The sequence below is a fragment of the Saccharopolyspora sp. NPDC047091 genome, from assembly GCF_040643635.1.
Taxonomy (GTDB): domain Bacteria; phylum Actinomycetota; class Actinomycetes; order Mycobacteriales; family Pseudonocardiaceae; genus Saccharopolyspora_C.
Map to the genome: position 1 here is coordinate 119,209 of NZ_JBEYUS010000007.1, position 20,333 is coordinate 139,541.

General features: G+C 72.6%; 20 protein-coding genes and 1 riboswitch. Of the genes, 12 read left to right on the top strand and 8 right to left on the bottom strand.

Annotated elements, in window-relative coordinates; all coding sequences use genetic code 11:
- Positions 1 to 126 precede the first annotated feature (126 nt).
- Positions 127 to 768: a hypothetical protein gene (locus tag ABZ805_RS05935; protein ID WP_358434985.1), complete on the top strand. Its 642-nt coding sequence runs from the start codon at positions 127 to 129 to the stop codon at positions 766 to 768.
- A 197-nt stretch (positions 769 to 965) separates the two neighbouring features.
- Here ABZ805_RS05935 and disA read toward each other — a convergent pair whose 3' ends face one another.
- From disA to ABZ805_RS05950, 3 genes are all read right to left on the bottom strand, one after another.
- Positions 966 to 2,030, bottom strand: a complete 1,065-nt coding sequence (gene disA / locus ABZ805_RS05940; RefSeq protein WP_358434988.1) for a DNA integrity scanning diadenylate cyclase DisA — start codon at positions 2,028 to 2,030, stop codon at positions 966 to 968.
- A 46-nt stretch (positions 2,031 to 2,076) separates the two neighbouring features.
- Entirely contained in the window at positions 2,077 to 3,444 is a 1,368-nt protein-coding gene (radA, locus tag ABZ805_RS05945) for a DNA repair protein RadA (RefSeq protein WP_358434990.1), read from the bottom strand.
- Between the two features lie 140 nt (positions 3,445 to 3,584).
- Positions 3,585 to 4,172 (bottom strand): copper chaperone PCu(A)C, encoded by a 588-nt coding sequence (locus tag ABZ805_RS05950; protein WP_358434993.1) that lies wholly within the window; start codon positions 4,170 to 4,172, stop codon positions 3,585 to 3,587.
- Positions 4,173 to 4,460: 288 nt separating this feature from the next.
- Here ABZ805_RS05950 and ABZ805_RS05955 point away from each other — a divergent pair, with 288 nt between their 5' ends.
- From ABZ805_RS05955 to ABZ805_RS06000, 10 genes are all read left to right on the top strand, one after another.
- Positions 4,461 to 4,949 (top strand): CarD family transcriptional regulator, encoded by a 489-nt coding sequence (locus ABZ805_RS05955; protein ID WP_184483481.1) that lies wholly within the window; start codon positions 4,461 to 4,463, stop codon positions 4,947 to 4,949.
- Between the two features lie 19 nt (positions 4,950 to 4,968).
- Positions 4,969 to 5,670 (top strand): 2-C-methyl-D-erythritol 4-phosphate cytidylyltransferase, encoded by a 702-nt coding sequence (ispD, locus tag ABZ805_RS05960; RefSeq protein ID WP_358434996.1) that lies wholly within the window; start codon positions 4,969 to 4,971, stop codon positions 5,668 to 5,670.
- Positions 5,667 to 6,149 carry a 2-C-methyl-D-erythritol 2,4-cyclodiphosphate synthase gene (gene ispF / locus ABZ805_RS05965; protein ID WP_358434999.1) on the top strand — a complete coding sequence of 161 codons (483 nt, stop codon included), beginning with the start codon at positions 5,667 to 5,669 and terminating at the stop codon, positions 6,147 to 6,149. The genes ispD and ispF overlap by 4 nt, the downstream gene beginning before the upstream one ends.
- A 101-nt stretch (positions 6,150 to 6,250) precedes the next feature.
- Entirely contained in the window at positions 6,251 to 6,475 is a 225-nt protein-coding gene (locus ABZ805_RS05970) for a hypothetical protein (RefSeq protein WP_358435002.1), read from the top strand.
- A 413-nt stretch (positions 6,476 to 6,888) separates the two neighbouring features.
- Positions 6,889 to 7,596, top strand: coding sequence for an HAD-IA family hydrolase (locus ABZ805_RS05975; RefSeq protein ID WP_358435005.1), 708 nt, complete (start codon positions 6,889 to 6,891; stop codon positions 7,594 to 7,596).
- 97 nt (positions 7,597 to 7,693) lie between these two features.
- Positions 7,694 to 9,088 carry a cysteine--tRNA ligase gene (cysS, locus tag ABZ805_RS05980; protein ID WP_358435008.1) on the top strand — a complete coding sequence of 465 codons (1,395 nt, stop codon included), beginning with the start codon at positions 7,694 to 7,696 and terminating at the stop codon, positions 9,086 to 9,088.
- Positions 9,089 to 9,095: 7 nt separating this feature from the next.
- Positions 9,096 to 10,067: a 23S rRNA (guanosine(2251)-2'-O)-methyltransferase RlmB gene (rlmB, locus tag ABZ805_RS05985; RefSeq protein ID WP_358435011.1), complete on the top strand. Its 972-nt coding sequence runs from the start codon at positions 9,096 to 9,098 to the stop codon at positions 10,065 to 10,067.
- Between the two features lie 172 nt (positions 10,068 to 10,239).
- Positions 10,240 to 11,664, top strand: a complete 1,425-nt coding sequence (locus tag ABZ805_RS05990) for an MBOAT family protein (protein ID WP_358435014.1) — start codon at positions 10,240 to 10,242, stop codon at positions 11,662 to 11,664.
- A gap of 268 nt (positions 11,665 to 11,932) precedes the next feature.
- Positions 11,933 to 11,996, top strand: a riboswitch (Fluoride riboswitch).
- Between the two features lie 14 nt (positions 11,997 to 12,010).
- A complete protein-coding gene (locus ABZ805_RS05995) occupies positions 12,011 to 12,451 on the top strand; it encodes an NUDIX hydrolase (protein WP_358435016.1) in 441 nt (146 codons plus the stop codon).
- Positions 12,452 to 12,509: 58 nt separating this feature from the next.
- Positions 12,510 to 13,793: a hypothetical protein gene (locus tag ABZ805_RS06000; protein WP_358435019.1), complete on the top strand. Its 1,284-nt coding sequence runs from the start codon at positions 12,510 to 12,512 to the stop codon at positions 13,791 to 13,793.
- 213 nt (positions 13,794 to 14,006) lie between these two features.
- Here ABZ805_RS06000 and ABZ805_RS06005 read toward each other — a convergent pair whose 3' ends face one another.
- The 5 genes from ABZ805_RS06005 to ugpC form a co-directional block, all read right to left on the bottom strand.
- Positions 14,007 to 14,516 carry an ion channel gene (locus ABZ805_RS06005; protein ID WP_358435022.1) on the bottom strand — a complete coding sequence of 170 codons (510 nt, stop codon included), beginning with the start codon at positions 14,514 to 14,516 and terminating at the stop codon, positions 14,007 to 14,009.
- A 42-nt stretch (positions 14,517 to 14,558) separates the two neighbouring features.
- On the bottom strand, positions 14,559 to 15,437 hold the full coding sequence (locus tag ABZ805_RS06010) for a metal ABC transporter permease (protein ID WP_358435025.1): 879 nt from the start codon (positions 15,435 to 15,437) through the stop codon (positions 14,559 to 14,561).
- Positions 15,434 to 16,219 (bottom strand): ATP-binding cassette domain-containing protein, encoded by a 786-nt coding sequence (locus tag ABZ805_RS06015; protein ID WP_358435097.1) that lies wholly within the window; start codon positions 16,217 to 16,219, stop codon positions 15,434 to 15,436. The genes ABZ805_RS06010 and ABZ805_RS06015 overlap by 4 nt, the downstream gene beginning before the upstream one ends.
- 161 nt (positions 16,220 to 16,380) lie before the next feature.
- Positions 16,381 to 17,421 carry a zinc ABC transporter substrate-binding protein gene (locus ABZ805_RS06020; RefSeq protein ID WP_358435028.1) on the bottom strand — a complete coding sequence of 347 codons (1,041 nt, stop codon included), beginning with the start codon at positions 17,419 to 17,421 and terminating at the stop codon, positions 16,381 to 16,383.
- A 500-nt stretch (positions 17,422 to 17,921) separates the two neighbouring features.
- Positions 17,922 to 19,019: a sn-glycerol-3-phosphate ABC transporter ATP-binding protein UgpC gene (gene ugpC / locus ABZ805_RS06025; protein ID WP_358435031.1), complete on the bottom strand. Its 1,098-nt coding sequence runs from the start codon at positions 19,017 to 19,019 to the stop codon at positions 17,922 to 17,924.
- A gap of 187 nt (positions 19,020 to 19,206) precedes the next feature.
- Between ugpC and ABZ805_RS06030 the strand changes: the two genes are divergently transcribed.
- The gene (locus ABZ805_RS06030) at positions 19,207 to 20,307 is read left to right on the top strand and encodes a LacI family DNA-binding transcriptional regulator (protein ID WP_358435033.1); all 1,101 of its coding nucleotides are present in this window, start codon (positions 19,207 to 19,209) and stop codon (positions 20,305 to 20,307) included.
- Positions 20,308 to 20,333 lie beyond the last annotated feature (26 nt).

Genomic DNA, 20,333 nt, shown 5'->3' on the forward strand with positions numbered 1-20,333 from the left:
GCCCCGCGCTCGTGAGTGAGTCGCCCGAAGGGGTTGCAGAACGCAACTGATCAACCGAGCCAATACACCTGATCGGGGTCAAGTGCATAGGGCCGTTCGGCGGTATCGCCGGGTTACCGTCGGAGCGTGCTGGATCCCATCGGACCGCTTCCCCGCGAGGTGTACTGGCGTCGCCGTGCACTGGCAGTAGGCGTGTTCCTGCTGGTCATGGCCCTGGCGCTGTGGGGGATCGTCGTCCTCGCCGGAGTCCTGCTCCCCCGCGCATCCGAGCCCGCCCCGCAGGCCGCGCCACCTCCGGCCGACCCGCGCGCGGCAGCGGCACCGCCACCACCGCCCGCACCGGCTACCCCGCCGCCACCGCCCGCCTGCGCCGACCAGGACCTCCGGATCGCCGCCGAACCGGCCCGCCCGAGCTTCCCGGCGGGCGAGCCCGTCGAACTGCGGATGATCATCACCAACGCCAGCTCCCAGCCCTGCGTCCGGAACACCGACCGGATGCTCCGCGAGGTCGTCGTGTCCACCGAGGACGGCACCAGGTTCTGGTCCAGCAACGACTGCCAGGTCGAGTCCACCAACGAGAAGCCCCTGCTCGAACCCGGGAAATCCGTGCGCAACGAGATCCGGTGGACCGGCGTCGCCTCCACCCGCGACGCGAGCCCCGCCCAGTGCGCCGCCGAACGCGACACCGCGCCCGCGGGCGCGTACGTGGTCGGCGCCCGGCTGGACCGGATGGTCAGCGAACCCGTGCCCTTCCGCATCACCGGCTGACACCGCCCGCCGCCGTCCGCCGCGTCGATCAGGGGCGCCGACGACGGGCGCCGGTCAGCGGTGCGGATCAGGGGCGTCGATCAGATGCGTCGGTCAGCGGTGCGGAGCAGCGGCGTCGACCACGGGCGTCGATCAGCGATGCCGATCAGGGGCGTCGGTCGGCTGGGCGGAGCGGAGGCGCGGATCAGCTGGGCGGATCAGAGGTGGCGGCCCGCTTCGGCGAGCCGGGCCAGCGCGTCGCGGAGGGAGCGGGCGCGGGCCTCGCCGACGAACTCCACCTCGCACAGCTGCGGGACGTCCGCTGCCAGCATCGCCTGCAGCGACCCGAAGTGCGCCACCAGCTGCCTGCGCACCGCGGGCGGCAGCCGCGGCACCCTGGCCAGCAGCCGGTAGCCGCGCGGCCGCAGCGGCTCCTCCAGGTCCTCCGCCCGGCCGGAGTAGCCGAACGCCCGCGCCACCGCGGTCAGGTCGAGCAGCGCCGTCGCGTCCAGCTCCGCCAGCGCCGCGTCCACCTGCTCCGTCGTCGCCAGCCCGTCCGCGGTCGGCAGGTACTCCTGCACCACCAGTTCCCGGTCCACGTCGATGCCGCCGACCAGCTCGTCCAGCTGCAGTTCGATCAACCGGCCGTCGCTGCCCAGCTCGACGACCGCGCCGCCGATCTCGTCCGAGATGCGGCGCACCATCTCCAGGCGCTGCACCACGGTCATCGCGTCCCGCAGCGTCACCGCGTCCGCGACCTCCAGCGCGGTCAGCGTGTGCGTCACCTCGGCCAGCCGGGCCGTGTAGCGCTCCAGCGTGGCCAGCGCCTGGTTCGCCCGGGACAAGATCTCCGGCGAGCCCGACAGCACGTGCCGGTAGCCGTGGATGTAGACGCTGACCAGGCTCATCGACTGGCTCACCGACACGACCGGATGACCGGTGTGGATGGCGGTGCGCTCCGCCGTGCGGTGCCGGGTCCCCGATTCGTCGGTGGGGATCGTCGGGTCCGGCACCAGCTGCACGTTCGCCCGCAGGATGCGGGTCGCGTCCGTGGACAGCACCACCGCACCGTCCATCTTGGACAGCTCGCGGAGCCGGGTGGCGCTGAACGCCACGTCCAGCCGGAAACCGCCGTCGCAGATCGACTCCACGGTCGCGTCGTGGCCCAGCACGATCAGCGCCCCGGTGCGGCCCCGCAGGATGCGCTCCAGCGCGTCCCGCAGCGCCGTCCCGGGCGCCAGCCACGCCAGCGTCGTCCGCAACGACTCGGGATGACCCTCCACCACCGCTACCCCCAGACCGGCGCGCGACGAGTTCGACGACAGGAGATCAGCGCGAGCGCAGGGACTTCAGCGCCGTCTTGATGTCCGGTACCTCGGTGGCCCGGATGCCCGGTGGCAGCCGGCCCGAGTCCGGCGGCACCAGCGCCCGGTCGAAGCCGAGCCGCGCGGCCTCCGCGAGCCGCCTGCCGACCCCGCTCACCCGGCGGATCTCCCCGGCCAGCCCGACCTCGCCGATCACCACGATGTTCGGCGGCAGCGGCACGTCCAGCGCCGAGGAGGCCACCGCCAGCGCCACCGCCAGGTCCGCAGCGGGCTCGGTGACCTTCATGCCGCCGACCGTCGCCGCGAACACCTCCTTCTCCCCGGTGCGGATCCGGCCGCGCTTGTCCAGCACCGCCAGCGTCATCGACACCCGGGCCGAGTCCAGGCCGCTCACCGCCCGCCGCGGGATCTGCATCTGGGTGGGGGCGACCAGCGCCTGCACCTCCGCCAGCAGCGGCCGCTTGCCCTCCACCATCACGGTGACCGCGGTGCCCGGCACCGCCGCCTCCTGCCGGTTCAGGAACAGCCCGGACGGGTCGGTGACCTCGGCGATGCCGTCGTCGCGCTGCTCGAAGCAGCCGACCTCGTCGGCCGGGCCGAACCGGTTCTTGATGCCGCGCAGCATCCGCAGCGCCGAATGCCGGTCTCCCTCGAAGTTGAGCACCACGTCCACCAGGTGCTCCAGGGCGCGCGGGCCCGCGACGGCGCCGTCCTTCGTCACGTGCCCGACCAGCACCACCGGCAGCCCGCGCTCCTTCGCCAGCGCCACCAGGCCCGAGGTCACCGCCCGCACCTGCGTCACGCCGCCGGGGGTGCCGTCCACGTCCGGGGACTGCACCGTCTGCACCGAGTCCACGATCAGCAGCCCCGGCTTGACCGCCTCCACGTGCCCGAGCACCGCGGACAGGTCGTTCTCCGAGCCCAGGAACAGCTCCGGGTCCAGCGAGTTCGTCCGTTCCGCGCGCAGCCGCACCTGACCGGCCGATTCCTCGCCCGTGATGTACAGCGAGGGTCCGCCGGAGCGGGCCGCGGCCCAGCGGTGCGCGACCTCCAGCAGCAGCGTCGACTTGCCGACCCCGGGCTCACCGGCCAGCAGCATCACCGCGCCCGGCACGATGCCGCCGCCGAGCACCCGGTCCAGCTCGGCGATGCCGGTCGGGACGGCCCGCGCCGAGTCCAGGTCCACTTCGCCGATCGGTCGGGCCGTGCTGGACGGCGCGGCCGCGGACAGCTTCGCCAGCGCGGGCCGCGCCGGGGCCGCTTCCTCCACGGTGTTCCACTCGTGGCACTTCGGGCAGCGGCCGACCCACTTCGCGACCTCGTGACCGCATTCGGCGCAGCGGTAGGCGGGACGGGCGTTCTTGGTAGGCACGGGGCGAGGCTATAAGCCGACCCCGACGGGGCCCGTGCCGACACACGCCCGCGTGTCGGCGCCCGCTCGGCGAGCAGGCCCCGGACGCAGCGGAGGCCGCCCCCGACGGGACGGCCTCCGGCTGCTGTTCGAGCTGGCTGTCAGTGGTGCGATTCCTCGCCACCGGTGTCCGGGCGCGGCGTGGAGTCCTCGCCGATCGGGACCTGCACGGTGAGCGGGCCCGCCTTCTCGAACACGAAGGTCACCGGGATGGTCACGCCGGGCGTGATGTCCTGGGTGAGGCCCTTCAGCGTGATCGAGACCTGCTGCTGGTCGGCGCCGGGGCCCTGCCCGGGCTGCTGCCCGGCGGCCGGGGTGGTCGGCTCGGCGTAGGCGTGCAGCGCGGCCCGCGACGGCAGGACGCGGGTCTGGCCGACGTCGACCGAGGCCGCGTAGGTGGAGGACACCTGGACCAGGCGGTCCGCCTCCGCGCCGTCGTTGATCAGCACGGCGGCCAGCGGGGCCGATGCGCCCTGGGGGTAGCGGCTCCCGGTCTCCGGGAAGGCCAGCGTCGCGTTCCGGACGCCGATGCCGCCGGCGTCTCCGCTGCCGCCCGCGACGGCGGCGACCTGCGTGTCGGTCTCGGTGACCTGCCCGGCGCTGCATCCGGCGAGCGCCAGAACGGCGCCCAGGCCGAGGGCGGCCGAGGTCAACCGCACGCGGAAGGTGTGGTGCTGAAGGCGGCTCACGGTGGCAGTGTCCTTCCTGATAGCCGGACGACCGCGATGGAGCTTAATGGTCGGCTCCCGGGGACCAGTAGGCAGACCCCACATCGGCCCCCGGTCCAGGGTCGAGAACCGTGTTCGGAAGGTGTCCACAGTGGATCAAACGGCCCCTTTCGGGGGCCTCCGGATGCATGTCCGGAGCCTGTTTGTCAACCCCCGATCGCGTCCTGACCTGCGACGACAGACGGGAGCCGGTCGAGGCTCGGTTGCCGCGCATGCTAAGCTGGGCGCAGCGAAAGGGGCAGAGGACACATGGTTTTCAAGGTCGGAGAGACCGTCGTCTACCCGCATCACGGCGCCGCGCTCATCGAAGCAATCGAGACCCGTGTGATCAAGGGCGAGGAGAAGCAATACCTCGTCCTCAAGGTCGCGCAAGGTGACTTGACCGTTCGAGTTCCCGCTGACAACGCCGAGATCGTCGGTGTTCGGGACGTCGTCGGTCAAGAGGGTCTGGACCGCGTCTTCGACGTGCTGCGCGCCCCGCACACCGAGGAACCGACTAACTGGTCCCGGCGGTACAAGGCCAACGTGGAGAAGCTCGCCTCCGGCGATGTGAACAAGGTGGCCGAAGTGGTGCGCGACCTCTGGCGGCGCGAGAAGGACCGTGGCCTGTCCGCGGGTGAAAAGCGCATGTTGGCCAAGGCCAGGCAAATACTGGTCAGCGAATTGGCGCTGGCCGAGGGGACCGACGAAGGCAAGGCCGAGTCCCTGTTGGACGAAGTTCTCGCCACGGCCGTGTGATCGGCGGGTTCTGCTCAACGTGACGGTGGTGGCCCTCGTTCCGGCCGCCGGGCGCGGTGTGCGCCTCGGTGCCGGGATGCCGAAAGCACTGGTCCAGGTCGCGGGCCGATCTCTGCTGGTGCGCGCGGTCGGTGGTCTCCTGGCCTCCGGGCGCGTGCACCACGTGATCGTCGCCGCACCGCCGGACCAGGTCGACGTGGTCGAACGCGAGCTCGGTGAGTTCGACGCGGCCGCCGTGCACGTGGTGGCCGGAGGTGCCGACCGCACCGAATCCGTCCGCCTCGCGCTCGCCGTCACCGAACGGGCCGTGCCCGACGCCGACGTGGTGCTGGTGCACGACGCGGCCCGTGCGTTCACCCCGCCCGACGTGATCGGTGACGTGGTGGATGCCGTGCTCGCCGGGGCACCCGCTGTGATTCCGGTGCTGCCCGTCGCCGACACCATCAAGCAGGTCGACCAGGACGGCGCGGTCACCGCGACCGTCGACCGGTCCCTGCTCCGCAGCGTGCAGACCCCGCAGGGCTTCCGGCCCGACGTGCTGCGCGCCGCGTACGCCGCGGCCGGGGACGCCGCCACCGACGACGCCGGACTCGTGGAACGAGTCGGCGGCGACGTGCGCACCGTGCCCGGTCACCCGAACGCCCTGAAGATCACCACCGCTTTCGACCTGGCGGTCGCCGAGTCGGTGCTCGCCGCCGAACCGATCGGAGAACCCCGGTGACCGGACCGCTGCCGAGGATCGGCCAAGGCGTCGACGTGCACCCCGTGGAAGCCGGGCGGGAGTGCTGGATCGCCGGACTGCGGTGGCCCGGCGTCGACGGGTGCAGCGGTCACTCCGACGGGGACGTCGCGGCGCACGCGCTGTGCGACGCGCTGCTGTCCGCCGCGGGGCTCGGCGACCTGGGCGCCGTGTTCGGCACCGGCGGCGATCGCTGGGCCGGGGCGCACGGGGCGGAACTGCTCACCGAGGTGCTGGCCCGGACCACCGCGGCCGGGTTCCAGGTCGGCAACGCCACCGTGCAGGTCATCGGCAACGCGCCCCGCATCGGCAAGCGCCGCGAGGAGGCGCAGCAGGTGCTCTCCGAGGTGCTCGGCGCGCCGGTGTCGGTGTCCGGCACGACCAGCGACGGGCTCGGTCTCACCGGCCGCGGTGAAGGCATCGCCGCCGTCGCCACCGCATTGCTCTTCTCGGTGGCTTGACCAGCACGTCCGGTTAAATCTCGCCCACCTGGGGGATAAGTCGGGGAAAGGTCCGGGTTCGCACCCTGGCCGCGCCGCCCGCCGCGGGTCATGCTCGACGCATGGTGATCGAACGCAACCGCTGGGTGCGCAGGGCCGTGGTCGGCCAGCCCGTGATCGCTTGGCCCTGTTCGCTGCTGCTGTGGGCGGCCGGTGGCGCCGCCGCGCTCGTCCTCGCCGCCGCCATCCTGTGGATCAGCACCGCCTCCTGCGTGTTCGGCATCCTCGCGCCGCTGCACCACGACGACCCGATCTCCGCCGACCGCCTCACCTCCGGCGCGCCCTGAGCCCGAGCGGATTCCGGCCGCCGTCGCCACGCCGGTCACGTCCGCCGGGGCGCGAGTGATCAGCGGGAGCCGGTTCGGATCATCGGATCCGGCGGTCGCGGGTCGATCTCGCGCGCCCGCGCCGCGCTCCGCGGGGGAGGGGCACGGGACCCGGAAGGCGGCGCTCCTGCCGCGCGCCGTTCTCGAACACGTCCAGGCGGTGCGGCCCGCGGGCGAGTTCGTCCAGCGCGGTCGAGCAGCCCACGCGCGTCGCCGCGGGCCCGTCCACCGCCGCGCGTGGGAAGTCATCGAGGACGGCCGACGCGTCCAGCAGCGGACCGCCGCGGTGGACCACGCCGGGAATCGCGCGGTGGCGTGGTGAGATCGGCCGCAGCGGCGGGGGTGGGCGCGGCTCGGGCCGTAGGGTGGGCCGGGTGAGCTTGCGCGCGGTGTTCTTCGACTACTCGGGCACGTTGTTCCGGCTGGAGCAGGACGCGTCCTGGCTCGCCGGCCTCACCGACGGCAGCGGTGATCCGCTGAGCCTGGAGGCCCAGACCGAGCTGCTGCGCAGGCTCACCGCCCCCACCGGCCGCGTCGCCGATCTCGCGCCGGAGTTCCAGGAGGCCTGGGAGCGGCGCGACCTCGACCCGGAGATGCACCGCAAGGCCAACATCGAGGTGCTGCGGCTGTCCGGCGTCAGCACCGCCGAGCAGGGCGAAGCGCTCTACGGCCGGCTCGTCGACCCGATGTCCTGGACGCCGTACCCGGACACCGCCGAAGTGCTGCGCAGGCTGCGGGACGCGGGCGTGCGCATCGGCGTGATCAGCAACATCGCCTTCGACATCCGCCCGGCGTTCGACGAGCTCGGCGTGTTCGACCTGGTCGACGAGTACCTGATGTCCTACGTCGAAGGCGTGGTCAAGCCGGACCCGAAGCTGTTCCTGCGCGCCTGCGAGCGCCTCGGCGTCGAACCGGCGGAAGCGCTCATGATCGGCGACAGCGCGGAGGCCGACGGGGCCGCGGCCGAGATCGGCTGCGCGGTGTCCATCGTGGAACCGCTGCCCACCGCGCAGCGCCCGGACGCCCTGCTCGCGGCGGTCGCGGAGCACGGCGTGCTGCCCGCCTCGCCCGCGGGGGTGTGATCACCGACCGGATCTCCGGCGGAGCGCACATCGCGAAGCCTTGACGAGCAGGCCCCTGTCGTGGTTCACGATCGGAGGACCCCCGTACCATCGAGGCGTGAGCCTGCACCTGCATGACACCGCGACCCGCACGACGCGCGAATTCCACCCGCGCTGCGACGGAGTGGCGTCGATCTACGTCTGTGGGGCGACGGTGCAGGGCGTGCCGCACATCGGGCACGTGCGCAGCGGGCTCGACTTCGACGTGCTGCGCCGCTGGCTGCTGCACACCGGGTACGACGTGCGGCTGGTCCGCAACGTCACCGACATCGACGACAAGATCATCGCGAAGGCGGGGGAGGCCGGCCGCCCCTGGTGGGAGTGGGCCGCCACCCACGAGCGCGCCTTCGAGAGCGCCTACGACCGGCTCGGCTGCCTCCCGCCGTCCGCGCTGCCCCGCGCCACCGGGCACATCGGGCAGATGGTCGACCTGATCCAGCGGCTGATCGACAAGGACCACGCCTACCCGTCGGGCGGCGACGTGTACTTCTCCGTCGGCTCCTTCGCCGCGGAGTACGGACGGTTGTCCGGCCAGCGCCTCGACGAGGTGCAGCAGGGCGAGAGCGCGGCGTCCGGCAAGCGCGACCCCCGCGACTTCACGCTGTGGAAGGGCGCCAAGCCCGGCGAACCGAGCTGGCCCACGCCGTGGGGCGACGGCCGCCCCGGCTGGCACCTGGAGTGCTCGGCGATGGCCACCTACTACCTCGGCGCCGAGTTCGACATCCACGGCGGCGGCCTGGACCTGGTGTTCCCGCACCACGAGAACGAACTCGCCCAGTCGAACGCGGCGGGCGACCCGTTCGCGCGCTACTGGCTGCACAACGCCTGGGTGACGATGAGCGGCGAGAAGATGTCGAAGTCGCTCGGCAACACCATGAGCATCCCGGCCGTGCTGGAACGCGCTCGCGCCTGCGAGCTGCGCTACTACCTGGTGGCCCCGCACTACCGCTCGACCCTGGAGTTCTCCGAGGAGGCGCTGCAGGAAGCGGTCGCCACCTACCGGCGCATCGAATCCTTCGTGCACCGCGTCGCGCAGCGCACCGGCGGGGTGGGGCACGGGGAGGTGCGCGCCGAATTCGCCGCGGCGATGGACGACGACCTGTCCACGCCGCAGGCGGTGGCCGCGGTGCACACCACGATCCGGGAGGGCAACGCCGCGCTCGACACCGGTGACGACGAGGCCGCGCGCGCCGCGGCGGCCTCGGTGCGCACCATGACCGATGTGCTCGGCCTGGACCCCCTCGCCCCGCAGTGGGCCGAGGAGTCCGGCGCGGACGACGCCGCGCGCCGAGCACTCGCAGAGCTGGTCGACGGCCTGCTGGAGCAGCGGCAGAAGGCTCGGGCGGAGCGCGACTTCGCCACCGCCGACCTGCTGCGGGACCGGCTGCTGGCTTCCGGCGTCGCCGTCGAGGACACACCCGACGGTCCGTTGTGGACACTCAAGGACGGGTGAACGAACGTTGGCAGGCAACGACAAGCGCCGTGGGGCGACCCGCAAGCCGGGCACCAAGAAGGGGATGGTGAAGGGCTCCGGCGGCCAGCGCCGCAAGGGCCTCGAAGGCAAGGGCCCCACCCCCAAGGCCAAGGACCGGGTCCCGCACCCGGCCAAGAAGCGCGCGGACGCGGCCAAGGCCCGCACCGAGCAGCAGAACCGCAGGCAGCGCGAACAGCGCGACCTGCCCGAGATGGTGGCCGGCCGCAACCCGGTCGCCGAGTGCCTCCGCGCGGGCGTGCCCGCCACCGGGCTGTACGTGGCGCAGGGCATCGACACCGACGACCGGGTCAGGGACGCGGTGCGCACCGCGTCCGACAAGGGCATCTCGGTGATCGACGTGCCGCGCACCGAACTGGACCGGATCACCGGCGGGGCGATGCACCAGGGCCTCGCGCTGCAGGTGCCGCCGTTCAAGTACGCGCACCCGGACGAGGTGCTCGAGCACGCCGCCGACTCCGGCCTGCCGCCGCTGCTGGTGGCGCTGGACGGCGTCACCGACCCGCGGAACCTGGGGGCGGTGATCCGCTCGGCCGCCGCCTTCGGCGCGCACGGCGTGATCCTCCCGCAGCGCCGCAGCGCCGGGATGACCGCCGTCGCGTGGCGCACCAGCGCGGGCACCGCGGCGCAGCTGCCGGTGGCGATGGCCGTGAACCTCACCCGCACGCTCAAGGACCTCAAGAACGAGGGCCTGATGGTCGTGGGGCTCGACGCGGACTCCGACATCACCTCCGACGAGCTGGAACTGGCCAGCGGACCGCTGGTGGTCGTCGTCGGTTCCGAAGGCCGCGGGCTGTCCCGGCTGGTGCGGGACACCTGCGACCAGACGGTGTCGATCCCGATGGCCGGGCAGGTGGAGTCGCTGAACGCCTCCGTCGCGGCCGGCGTGGTGCTGGCCGAGGTGGCGCGGCGCCGCCGGATCAAGCCCGTCACCTACTGACCGCCGGGGAGCGGCCCGTCCGTCCCGTCCCATCGGGCGGATGGGCCGCCCACCGCGGTGCGTCGTGGTGAGCTCGGGCATTCGACGTCGGTGCGGGTGGGCGCTCGGCTAGGCTCCGAAGCCGAGTCGATCGGGAGGCCAGGGTCTCCCAGCACCGCGAGGCCCCACACCGATGTACTTCTCCACTCCGCTGTTCCTCTGGTACTTCCTGCCGGTCGTGCTGGCGGCGGTGCTCATCGCGCCGCGATCCGCGCGCAACGCCATCGTGGCCGTCGCGAGCCTGGTGTTCTACGCCAGCGGCGCGGGCGGCACCACCCTGCTGCTGCTGGCGTGCATCGTCGTCAACTTCCTCGCGGGCAAGGCCCTCGAACCCGAAGCGGAGCACCCGCAGCGCCGCGCCCTGCTCATCGGCGCCGTCTCGTTCGACCTGCTGGTGCTGGTGGTGTGGAAGTACGCCGGCTTCGCCACCGAGCAGCTGGCGACGCTGACCCGGTGGTTCGGCGGCGACTTCCCGGTGCTGCAGCTGGCGCTGCCGATCGGCATCTCCTTCTACACGTTCCACCACATCTCCTACGTGGTCGACGTGTACCGCGGCGAACGGCCCGCGCTGCGCAACCCGGTCGGCTTCGTCACCTACATCGCGATGTTCCCGCAGCTGGTCGCCGGCCCGATCGTGCGCTACCGGGAGATCGCCGACCAGCTCCCGCAGCAGCGCACCCACCGGCTCGACGACGTCGCCGCAGGCTTCCCGCGGTTCGCGTGGGGGCTGACGAAGAAGGTCGTCGTCGCCGACACGCTCGCCCCGATGGTCGACGCCTGCTTCGCGACGCCCGCCGAGGACATGAGCTTCGCCGTCGCCTGGCTCGGCGCCATCGGCTACACCGTGCAGCTGTACTTCGACTTCTCCGGCTACTCCGACATGGCGATCGGGCTGGGGCGGATGCTCGGGTTCCGGCTGCCGGAGAACTTCGCCCGCCCCTACTCCTCGGTGACCGTCACCGAGTTCTGGCGGCGCTGGCACATGTCGCTGTCCCGCTGGTTCCGCGACTACGTCTACATCCCGCTCGGCGGCAACCGGCGCGGCACCGGGCGCACCTACCTGAACCTGACGATCATCTTCGTGCTCACCGGGTTCTGGCACGGCGCGGCCTGGACCTACCTGGTGTGGGGCCTGTTCCACGGGGCGCTGCTGGTCGTCGAACGCGCCACCGGGCACGACTCGGCGCCCGCGGACCGCTGGGCGCGGCTGGGCAGGCGGGCGCTGACGCTGCTGCTGGTCGTGCTGGGCTGGGTGTTCTTCCGGGCGCCCGACCTGGGCACCGCGTTCACGATGATCGGTCACATGCTGCTGCCGGACCTGTCCGGGCTCACCGACATCGTCGCCGCCTCGGTGACCCACCAGCGGGTGTTCTTCCTGCTGGTGGCGCTGGTCGTGGTGCTGCTGCCCGCCTCCACCGGGACCGGGGCGTTCCTGGAATCGGTGCGGTCCCGGCAGGCGAACGCGCTGCGGGCGGCGGTGATGACGGTCGGGCTGCTGTACTCCGGGCTGCTGGTAGCCACCGGCTCCTTCAGCCCGTTCTTGTACTACCAGTTCTGAGGGCTTGCCCGGCGCTTTTCGCGTTGGGGTGGGGTGGCGGAACCTCAGCGCTTTCCTCGCTGCGGGATCGTTTTCACAGGTGGCTCCGCCACAGGAGAAATCGCTGTCCTCGCGAGGAAAGCGCTGAGTACCCGCGGGTGGTCCTGCTACGTGCGTGGTCTCCGCTCAGCGGCTTCGCCGCTGACAGGACGAAGGCATGGCCCTGTGCTCGTTCGGATGCCGGGTTCGGGTCGTTGGGCCGTTGTGGTGGGGGTGGGGTGGGCGGAGACTGGGCGGTGGCGATGAGGCTCGCCGGAAGTGCGGAACACGCCGCTGATGGCCTCTTCGGATCGCGAGGAGGCTCGCCATGTCGCACATCCACGTCCTGCTGCGCTGCTCCGCCGCCGTGTTCTTCGGCGACCGCGTGCTGCTGGTGCGCCGCCGGGAGCACGACGACTGGGTGCTGCCCGGCGGCACCCCGCGGCCGGGGGAGGACTTCCACGCCTGCGTGCGGCGCGAGCTGCGCGAGGAGACCGACATGCTGATCGACCCGGGCAGCTGCGCGCTCATCGTCGAAACCGTGCGGCCCTACGCCGAGCGGCTGGTCGACGTCGTGTTCCGCTCGCCGGGGCGGCCCGCCGGGCAACCGCGGTTCCGGGAGGACGGGCTGCGGCCCGACCTGGTCCCGGTCGCCGAGCTGCACCGGCTCGACCTGCACCCGCCGATCGCGGCGCAGCTGGCCGAACTGCACGCGGACCGCGAACCCGCGCCACCCCGGTACCTGCGGAACGACCGGGCACCGGCATAGCGGGACCGGTGCGGGGGAACCGGGCACGTGGACCGCCCGGTCGGGCTAACGTAGCGACGTGTCGAGGACGGAACCCACCGAGTTACCCGCGGTCCACGAGTCGTGGCTGCCGCGCGAACACCCGATGCACCGGCCGCGGCACGGCAAGCGCCAGCTGACCGCCCTGGTGTGCGCGCTGCTGTTCCTCACCGCGCCCGCGACCACCTGGGTGTTCGGCGCGCGGGCCGAACAGCTGGAGAACCGGCCGCTGGCGGAGTTCCCGAGCATCACCGACGGCTGGGGCTTCCTCACCGGGCTGTCGCCGTGGGCCGCGGAGAACCTGCCGTTCCGCGGGACCGCCGTCCGGTCCGTGCACTCGATCAGCCAGGGCGTGTTCGGCGAGCAGGCGCGGCTCGAATCGGGGACGCACAGCTCGCCCACCGGCACCGGCAGCGACCAGCAGCAGCCCCGGCAGCCGCTGGACGAGAACGTGTTCCCGAAGGTCATCGAGGGCCGCGCGGGCTGGCTGTACCTCGGCCACGACGTCGCCTACCCGTGCACGCCGAAGCGCAGCCTCGACGAGGTGATCACCGGACTGCAACGCTGGCGCCGCGTCGTGGAGGCCTCCGGGCGGAAGTTCCAGCTGGTCATCGCGCCGGACAAGTCGACGATGTACCCGGCGAACCTGCCGCCGGACTACGCGGGCAAGGACTGCTCCTCGCAGGCCAGGGCGGAGTTCTGGCGGCGGCTGCCCACCGCGACAGGCGCGATCGACCTGCGGGAACCGCTGCTCGAATCCGCCGACCGCAACGGGCGCGCGATCTACCACGACATCGACACGCACTGGACGCACGAAGGCGGCATCACGATGGTGTACCAGCTGGCCGAGCGGCTGGCCCCGGGCAGCACCGCCACCTGGAAGCTGCAGCCCGGCAGGCAGTACCCGCACTCCGCGGACATCCCGGACCTGCTCGGGCAGCGCCGCACCGTGCCGATCCAGGCGTACTCGCTGGCGCCGGACGGCGGCTCCGACCACACCCGCTTCGAACCCAGCGACTTCCACGAGCCGCTGCACCTGAAGTCGATGCCGCGGACCGGCATGATCGCCGAGCCGACGCGGATGGTGGGCGACTCGTTCACCCAGTTCGCCAGCCCGTACCTGGCCGCGACGTTCGCCGACATCAGCATCGTGCACCCGGAGGAGATCGCGAAGCGGCCGCGGGAGACGGCGGGGCTGCTCGCCGAGGGCGACGTGGTGACCTTCGAGCTGTCCGAGCGGTTCGTCTCCGGCGGCCGCTACGACCTGCTCGACCCGGCCGTCGCCGACCAGGTGGGCGCCGTGCTCGCCGCCGACCCGCGCTGACCGGCGGTTCCCCGGCTCGCGGGCTCCTGCTGCCGGCCCGTGCTGCGGAGTGCTCGGGTGGCGCGTCGCCGGCCGCGCTCCCGGTGCGGGCGCGATTCCTGAGGTACGCCCGCGACCTCGCCGTCCGCGCGGGAACCCGCGGCGGCACCGGTGCCCCGGGTGCTCGTCGGCTCCGCCGCTGACGGGGCGCGGGTCCGAGGGCGGGCCCCGTGCTCACCGGGTGGCGTTGCGGACGGCCGTGACCGCCGCGCCGAGGAACCCCAGGTTGAACACCAGGTGCACGCCCACCAGCACCCGCGCCGCCTGCGAGGAGGCGTGCACGTCCCCGAACCCGACCGTGCTGGTGATCGACAGCGCGAAGTACAGCGCATCCACCTTGGTGCGCAGCGAGGCGATCGACCCCGGCCAGTGCGCGTTCAACGCGCAGTACACCGCCGCGAAGAACAGCACCGCCAGGTACAGCGAGATCAGCACCCCGGTCAGCGCCACGCCCCCGGAACGGAACCGGCGGACCTGGCGCACGATCACCACGGCCACCACGACCAGGCCCGCCGCGAACGCGCCGACGAACGCCCACGTGCCGCGCACGTCGAACACGCCCAGCGGCAGCGCGAAGTACACCGCGGTGCTCGCGGCGACGGCCAGCGCGGTCACCGCCGTCCGGCGCAGCAGGCCCCGCTCCGAGGAGAACACCCGCTCAGCGTGCGTGCCCCGGGCGGTCACCGCCGGACGATCGGACGGCGATCAGCGGGCCCGGATCGCGGCTCAGGCGGCCGCGGGAGCGCGCGAGACGCGGCGCAGCCGCACGTTGCCGACCGCGCGGCACACCAGGTAGATCGCGAACGACAGGATCGTCACGAAGGCGCTCACCGGCGCCCCCGGCGCCAGCGACAGCACGATGCCGCCCAGCACCGCGACCTCGGCGAACACCACGGCCAGCACCGTGGACAGCAGCGGGCTCGCGGTCACCCGCGCCGCCGCCGCGCCCGGCGTCACCATCAGCGCCAGCACCAGCAGCGCACCCACCGTGTACACGCCGAGCGCGGTCGCCACGCCCACCAGCACCGCGAACAGCGGGCTGAGCAGCCGGGCCGGCACGCCGCGCGCCGCCGCCACGTCGGGGTCGACGCTGGCGAACAGCAGCGGCCGGTACACCACGGCCAGCACGACCAGCACCACCGCGGCGCTCCCGGCCAGCAGCGCCACGTCGGCCGAGTCCACGCCGACGATCTGGCCGATGAGCAGGCTGAACTTGTTCGAGGTGCGCTCCGGGTTCATCCACAGCAGCAGCACCCCGAGGCCGAGGCCGAACGACAGGATCGCGCCGATCACCGAGTCCCGCTCCCCGCCGCGCTGCCCGAGGAACCCGAGCAGCAGCGCCGCCACCACCGCGCCGCCGAGCGCCCCGGCCCCGACGCTCGCGCCGAACAGCAGGGCGGCGGCCGCGCCGGTGAACGCGAGCTCCGCGGTGCCGTGCACCGCGAACGACATCTTCCGCGCCACCACCAGCGGTGCCAGCGCCCCCGACACCAGGCCGAGCGCGGCCGCGGCCAGCAGCGCCTGCTGCACGAACGGGTAGCCGAGCAGGTTCCCGGTGAGCTCGAAGTCGAAGAACCGGCTCAGGGCGTCCAGCAGGGTGTTCATGAGGTGGTCTCCGCGTCGACGTGGTGGTGATCGACTTCGTCGGTGCCGGTGACGACGAGCCTGCCGCCGACCCGGGCCACCTCGACGTCCGACCGGTACAGCTCGGACAGCGTCGCCGAGGTCATCACCTCGTCCGGCGTGCCGATCCGGAACCGGCCGTCGACCAGGTACAGGATCCGGTCCACCAGCGGCAGCACAGGGTTGATCTCGTGCGTCACGAACAGCACCGCCGAGCCGGTCTCCCGCGCCTGCCGGGCGATCAGCCTGCTCACGTTGCGCTGGTGCGCGATGTCCAGCGACAGCAGCGGCTCGTCGCACAGCAGCACGTGCGGATCGCCGACCAGGGCCTGCGCGACCCGCAGCCGCTGCTGCTCACCGCCGGAGAGCAGGCCCAGCGGCATCCGCGCGTACTCGGTGGCCTCCACGGCGCGCAGCGCCCGCTCGACCCGCTGCCTGCGGTCCTTGCGGCCGCGGAAGCCCACCCCCCAGTGGTGGCCGTCCAAGCCGAGGCCGACGAGGTCGCTGCCGCGGACCGTGAGCGTCGGATCCACCGAGCGCTGCTGCGGGATGTAGCCGATGCGGGAGCTCCCGCGCCGCGCCGCCTCGCCCGCGATCCGCACCTTGCCGCCGCTGAGCGGCTGCAACCCGAGCAGCACCCGCAGCAGGCTCGTCTTCCCCGAACCGTTGGGGCCGAGCACCGCGAGGAACTCGCCGGGGTGCACGTCCAGGTCCAGCCCGTCCCACAGGACGCGCGGGCCGTAGGAGAGGCGGGCGCCGCGCAACCGGACCGCGGGATCCCGCCCGGTGGTATCCGGTTCGGTGCGGTCCGGTGCTTCGGTGTCGGTGCTGGGTTCCACGTGGCTCTCGGATCAGTGGTGGGGTCGGTTCGGGCGCCGGGCCGGTGGACGGGCGGTCCACCGCCCCGGCGAAGGCGCCCGCCGGGTCAGGCCCGGCCGGTCAGCGCGTTCTGCAGCGCCGAGATCTGGCCGTCCATCCACCGCACGTAGTCCTGGTTCTGCTGCGGCAGCGTCTCGGTCATCTCGACGACCGGGGTCTGATTCTGCTCCGCGTCCTTGCGGACGGATTCGGTGACCGGCGATTCGGTCTGCGGGTTGTAGATGACGGCGGCGGCCTGCTTGGAGTTCACCGCGTTCTGGATCTCCGCGACGGAGGCGGCGGACGGGTCGTTGCCGTCCTCGACGGAGTTCACGAAGGACTGCGGGGTGATGTCGGTGAGCCCGGCCGCCTCGACGAGGTACTGCGCGACGGGTTCGGTGACGATGACCTTCTTGCCGTGCTCGGTGGCCGAGATCTGCTGCACCCGGCCCTCCAGGCCGCCGATCTGCTCGCCGAAGCGGGCGGCGCCGTCGTGGAACGCCTGCGACTTCTCCGGCTGGAGCTCGCCGAGCCGGTCGGCGACCTGGTCGGCGGTCTCGCGCACCACGTGCAGGTCGTACCAGACGTGCTCGTTCACCGAGTGGTCGTGGTCGTGCCCCTCGTGCGCGTCGCCCGCGTGCTCGGCGCCGTGCTCGTCGGCGGGTTCGCCCGCGTGCTCGTCGTGGTCCGCGGCGGGTTCGCCCGCGTGGTCATCCGCGTGGTCGCCGTGCTCGTGCTCGCCTTCGAAGGCCTGCACGGTCGGCTTGTCGCCGCTCGTGCCGAGGATCTTCTCGGCGAACTCGTCGTAGCCGCCGCCGTTGAGCAGCACCAGGTCGGCCTCGCTGATCTTCGCCGCGTCCTGCGGGCTGCTCTCGTAGGAGTGCGGGTCGGCCGCGGGGTCGTCGATGATCGATTCGACGTCGACGTCCTGGCCGCCGACGGCCCTGGCCACCGAGGCCCAGACGTTGGTGGTGGCGACGACCTTGAGCTTGCCGTCGTCGGCGCTCTGGCCGGAACCGCCGCCGCAGGCACCTGCGGTCAGCGCGACTACGGCGAGCCCGGTCAGCGCCGCGCCGCTGCGGCGGGCACGTCGGGTGAAGACGGTCATGAACGCACTCCTCGGGGAACGCACCGTGGTGGTGGGCGGCCGGGAGCCGAGTTCGGCGACGACCGCAAACGGAAACCGTTGTCATGTGCAGCGTACGCCGCGAGGTGCGGGGAAGTGCCCCAGCGGGCGGGCCGTTCGTTGTGAACATGACAACGTTTCGCATTATCGCGCCGGAGTGCGCCCGCCCGCTCTGCCGCACCGGACGGGCGGCCGGCCCGACCGCACCGGACGGGCGGTCAGACCGAGGCGCCGGTCAGGCGGTCCGTTCACCCCGATCGCGCGTGGCGGACCGCCCGCCCGACGGCATCGGTCAGGCGGCCCGTTCACGTCGACCCCGCGTGGCTGGTGAGCGGACCGTTCGTCCCGGTAGATCGGACGGGCGGTCCGTTCACCCGGCCTCGCGGTGCCGGGCGGACCGCCCGCCCGACCGGCATCCCGCGGGGGCGGACAGCACGATGCCCCCGCCGGGCGGGCGGGGGCATCGCGGGCGTGCGGGTGGATCAGCTGGTCAGGCGGGTGCCGTCGTCCGGGCGGAACAGGTGCACCTCGCCGGAGTCGCGCAGCGCCACCTTCACCTGCTGGCCCAGCGCGGGCGGGGTCCGGCCGTCGGTGCGGACCACGAACCGCTGCGGCTGCCCGGCGACCTGGATGCTGCCGTGCACCAGGGCGTCCGCGCCGAGCTCCTCGACGAGCTCGACGGTCATCGTCATGGCCTTCTCGTCCTCGCCGGAGACCAGGCTCAGCGCCTCCGGGCGCACGCCGAAGGTCACCTCCTGCAGCCCGTCGGCCGCGGCCAGCGCGGCGCGGGTCAGCGGGATGGTCTGCCCGTCGAGCTCGGCGCCCCCCGCGGACAGCGGCACCGTCTTGAGGTTCATCGCGGGCGAGCCGATGAAGCCGGCGACGAACGCGTTGCGCGGGTTCTCGTACAGCTCGCGCGGGCTGGCGACCTGCTGGAGCAGTCCGTCCTTGAGCACCGCGACCCGGTGGCCCATGGTCATGGCCTCCACCTGGTCGTGCGTGACGTAGATCGTGGTGGTGGCCAGCCGCTTCTGCAGCGCGGCGATGTTGGCGCGGGTCTCCACGCGCAGCTTCGCGTCCAGGTTGGACAGCGGTTCGTCCATCAGGAAGACGCTGGGCTCGCGGACGATGGCGCGGCCCATCGCGACGCGCTGGCGCTGGCCGCCGGAGAGCGCCTTGGGCTTGCGGTCCAGGTACTTCTCCAGGTCGAGCATCTTGGCGGCCTCGGTGACCTTGGCCCGGATCTCGTCCTTGGGGGTCTTGCGCAGCTTCAGCGCGAAGCCCATGTTGTCGGCGACCGTCATGTGCGGGTACAGCGCGTAGGACTGGAAGACCATCGCGATGTCGCGCGCCTTCGGCGGGGTGTTGGTGACGTCCTGGCCGCCGATGGTGATGGCGCCTTCGTCGACGTCCTCCAGGCCGGCGAGCATGCGCAGCGCGGTCGACTTGCCCGAGCCGGACGGTCCGACCAGGACCAGGAACTCTCCGTCGTCGACCTGCAGATCGAGTGCGTTGACGGCTCGCACCGGTGGGTTACCCGGGTAGAGGCGGGATGCCTGGACGTATGCAACCTCGGACATCTGGGACGCACCTTTCGCTGACTCGGGTTAAGCACAACGTAGCGCTTAACCGAGTTAAGGTCATCCCTTTCCTCGAACCGGTTCGGAAAGTGATCATCCGACTACTCGTGGTGATCGTTGCCGATCGGCAATGGGATCTGCATCTCGGCGGCTTCACCGCCGGGTACTGAACCGTTACGGTTCCTCCATGGCTCGGTCAACGAATGCCCGACGGCCTGCGACGCTGGCTTCGCTGGCGGCGGAGCTCGGGGTCTCCAGGACCACGGTGTCGAACGCGTACAACCGCCCGGATCAGCTCTCGCCGGAGCTCCGGAAGCGGGTGCTCGACACCGCGCGCAGGCTCGGCTACCCGGGCCCCGATCCGGTCGCGCGCTCGCTCCGCACCCGGAAGGCCGGGGCGGTCGGGCTGCTGCTCACCGAGAACCTCTCCTACGCCTTCCGCGACCCGGCCGCGATCCAGTTCCTCGAAGGGCTCGCGCTGGCCTGCGAAGACGCCGGGCACGGCCTGCTGCTCATCCCGGCCAGCCCGGAGCGCGAAGACGTCGCCTCGGTGCACCGCGCCGGTGTCGACGGGTTCGTCGTGTACTCGGTGCCCGACGACGACCCGCACCTGGCCGCCGTGCTCGAACGCCCGGTGCCGGTCGTCATCTGCGACCAGCCGCGCATCGACCAGCTGGACTGGGTCGGGCCCGACGACGAAGGCGCGGTGCGCGTCCTCGCCGAGCACCTGATCGGCCTCGGCCACCGCCGCATCGGCGTGTCCTGCATGCGCCTGGCGCGCGGCCGCAACGACGGCGTCGCCTCCGTGCACCGGCAGGCGAACGCCAGCTTCCACGTGCAGCGCTCCCGGCTCACCGCGCTCGCCGCCGCGTTCAGCGAAGCCGGCGTCGACTGGGCGCAGGTCCCGGTGGTGGAGCGCTTCGACCACAGCACCGAGTCCGGCGCCTCCGCCGCGGCCCAGCTGCTGGAGATCGACCCGGAGATCACCGCGATCATCTGCACCTCCGACATACTGGCCCTCGGCGCGCTGGAAGAGGCGCGGCGCCGCGGCGTGCGGGTGCCCGAAGACCTCACCATCACCGGCTTCGACGGCATCGACGACGCCGACCGGGCCGGCCTCACGACGGTCCGCCAGCCGGTGCTGGAGAAGGGCCGGGCCGCGGGCCGCCTGCTGCTGGACACCAGCGAACCCGGCAGGCCGCGCGACGTGCTGCTCGAAACCCGGCTGATCACCGGCACCACCGCCGCCCCGCCCCGCTCCGCCGAAGAGCGCTGGTTCGGTCCGTGATCCGAGCGCGAACCCGGGCGCCGGCG

Bases quoted from the DNA above. Each gene is read 5' to 3' on its own strand.
- ABZ805_RS05955 (WP_184483481.1), top strand. From the start codon at position 4,461: ATGGTTTTCAAGGTCGGAGAGACCGTCGTCTACCCGCATCACGGCGCC.
- ABZ805_RS05970 (WP_358435002.1), top strand. From the start codon at position 6,251: ATGGTGATCGAACGCAACCGCTGGGTGCGCAGGGCCGTGGTCGGCCAG.
- ABZ805_RS05990 (WP_358435014.1), top strand. From the start codon at position 10,240: ATGTACTTCTCCACTCCGCTGTTCCTCTGGTACTTCCTGCCGGTCGTG.
- ABZ805_RS05995 (WP_358435016.1), top strand. From the start codon at position 12,011: ATGTCGCACATCCACGTCCTGCTGCGCTGCTCCGCCGCCGTGTTCTTC.
- ABZ805_RS06010 (WP_358435025.1), bottom strand. From the start codon at position 15,437: ATGAACACCCTGCTGGACGCCCTGAGCCGGTTCTTCGACTTCGAGCTC.
- ABZ805_RS06020 (WP_358435028.1), bottom strand. From the start codon at position 17,421: ATGACCGTCTTCACCCGACGTGCCCGCCGCAGCGGCGCGGCGCTGACC.
- ugpC (WP_358435031.1), bottom strand. From the start codon at position 19,019: ATGTCCGAGGTTGCATACGTCCAGGCATCCCGCCTCTACCCGGGTAAC.
- ABZ805_RS06030 (WP_358435033.1), top strand. From the start codon at position 19,207: ATGGCTCGGTCAACGAATGCCCGACGGCCTGCGACGCTGGCTTCGCTG.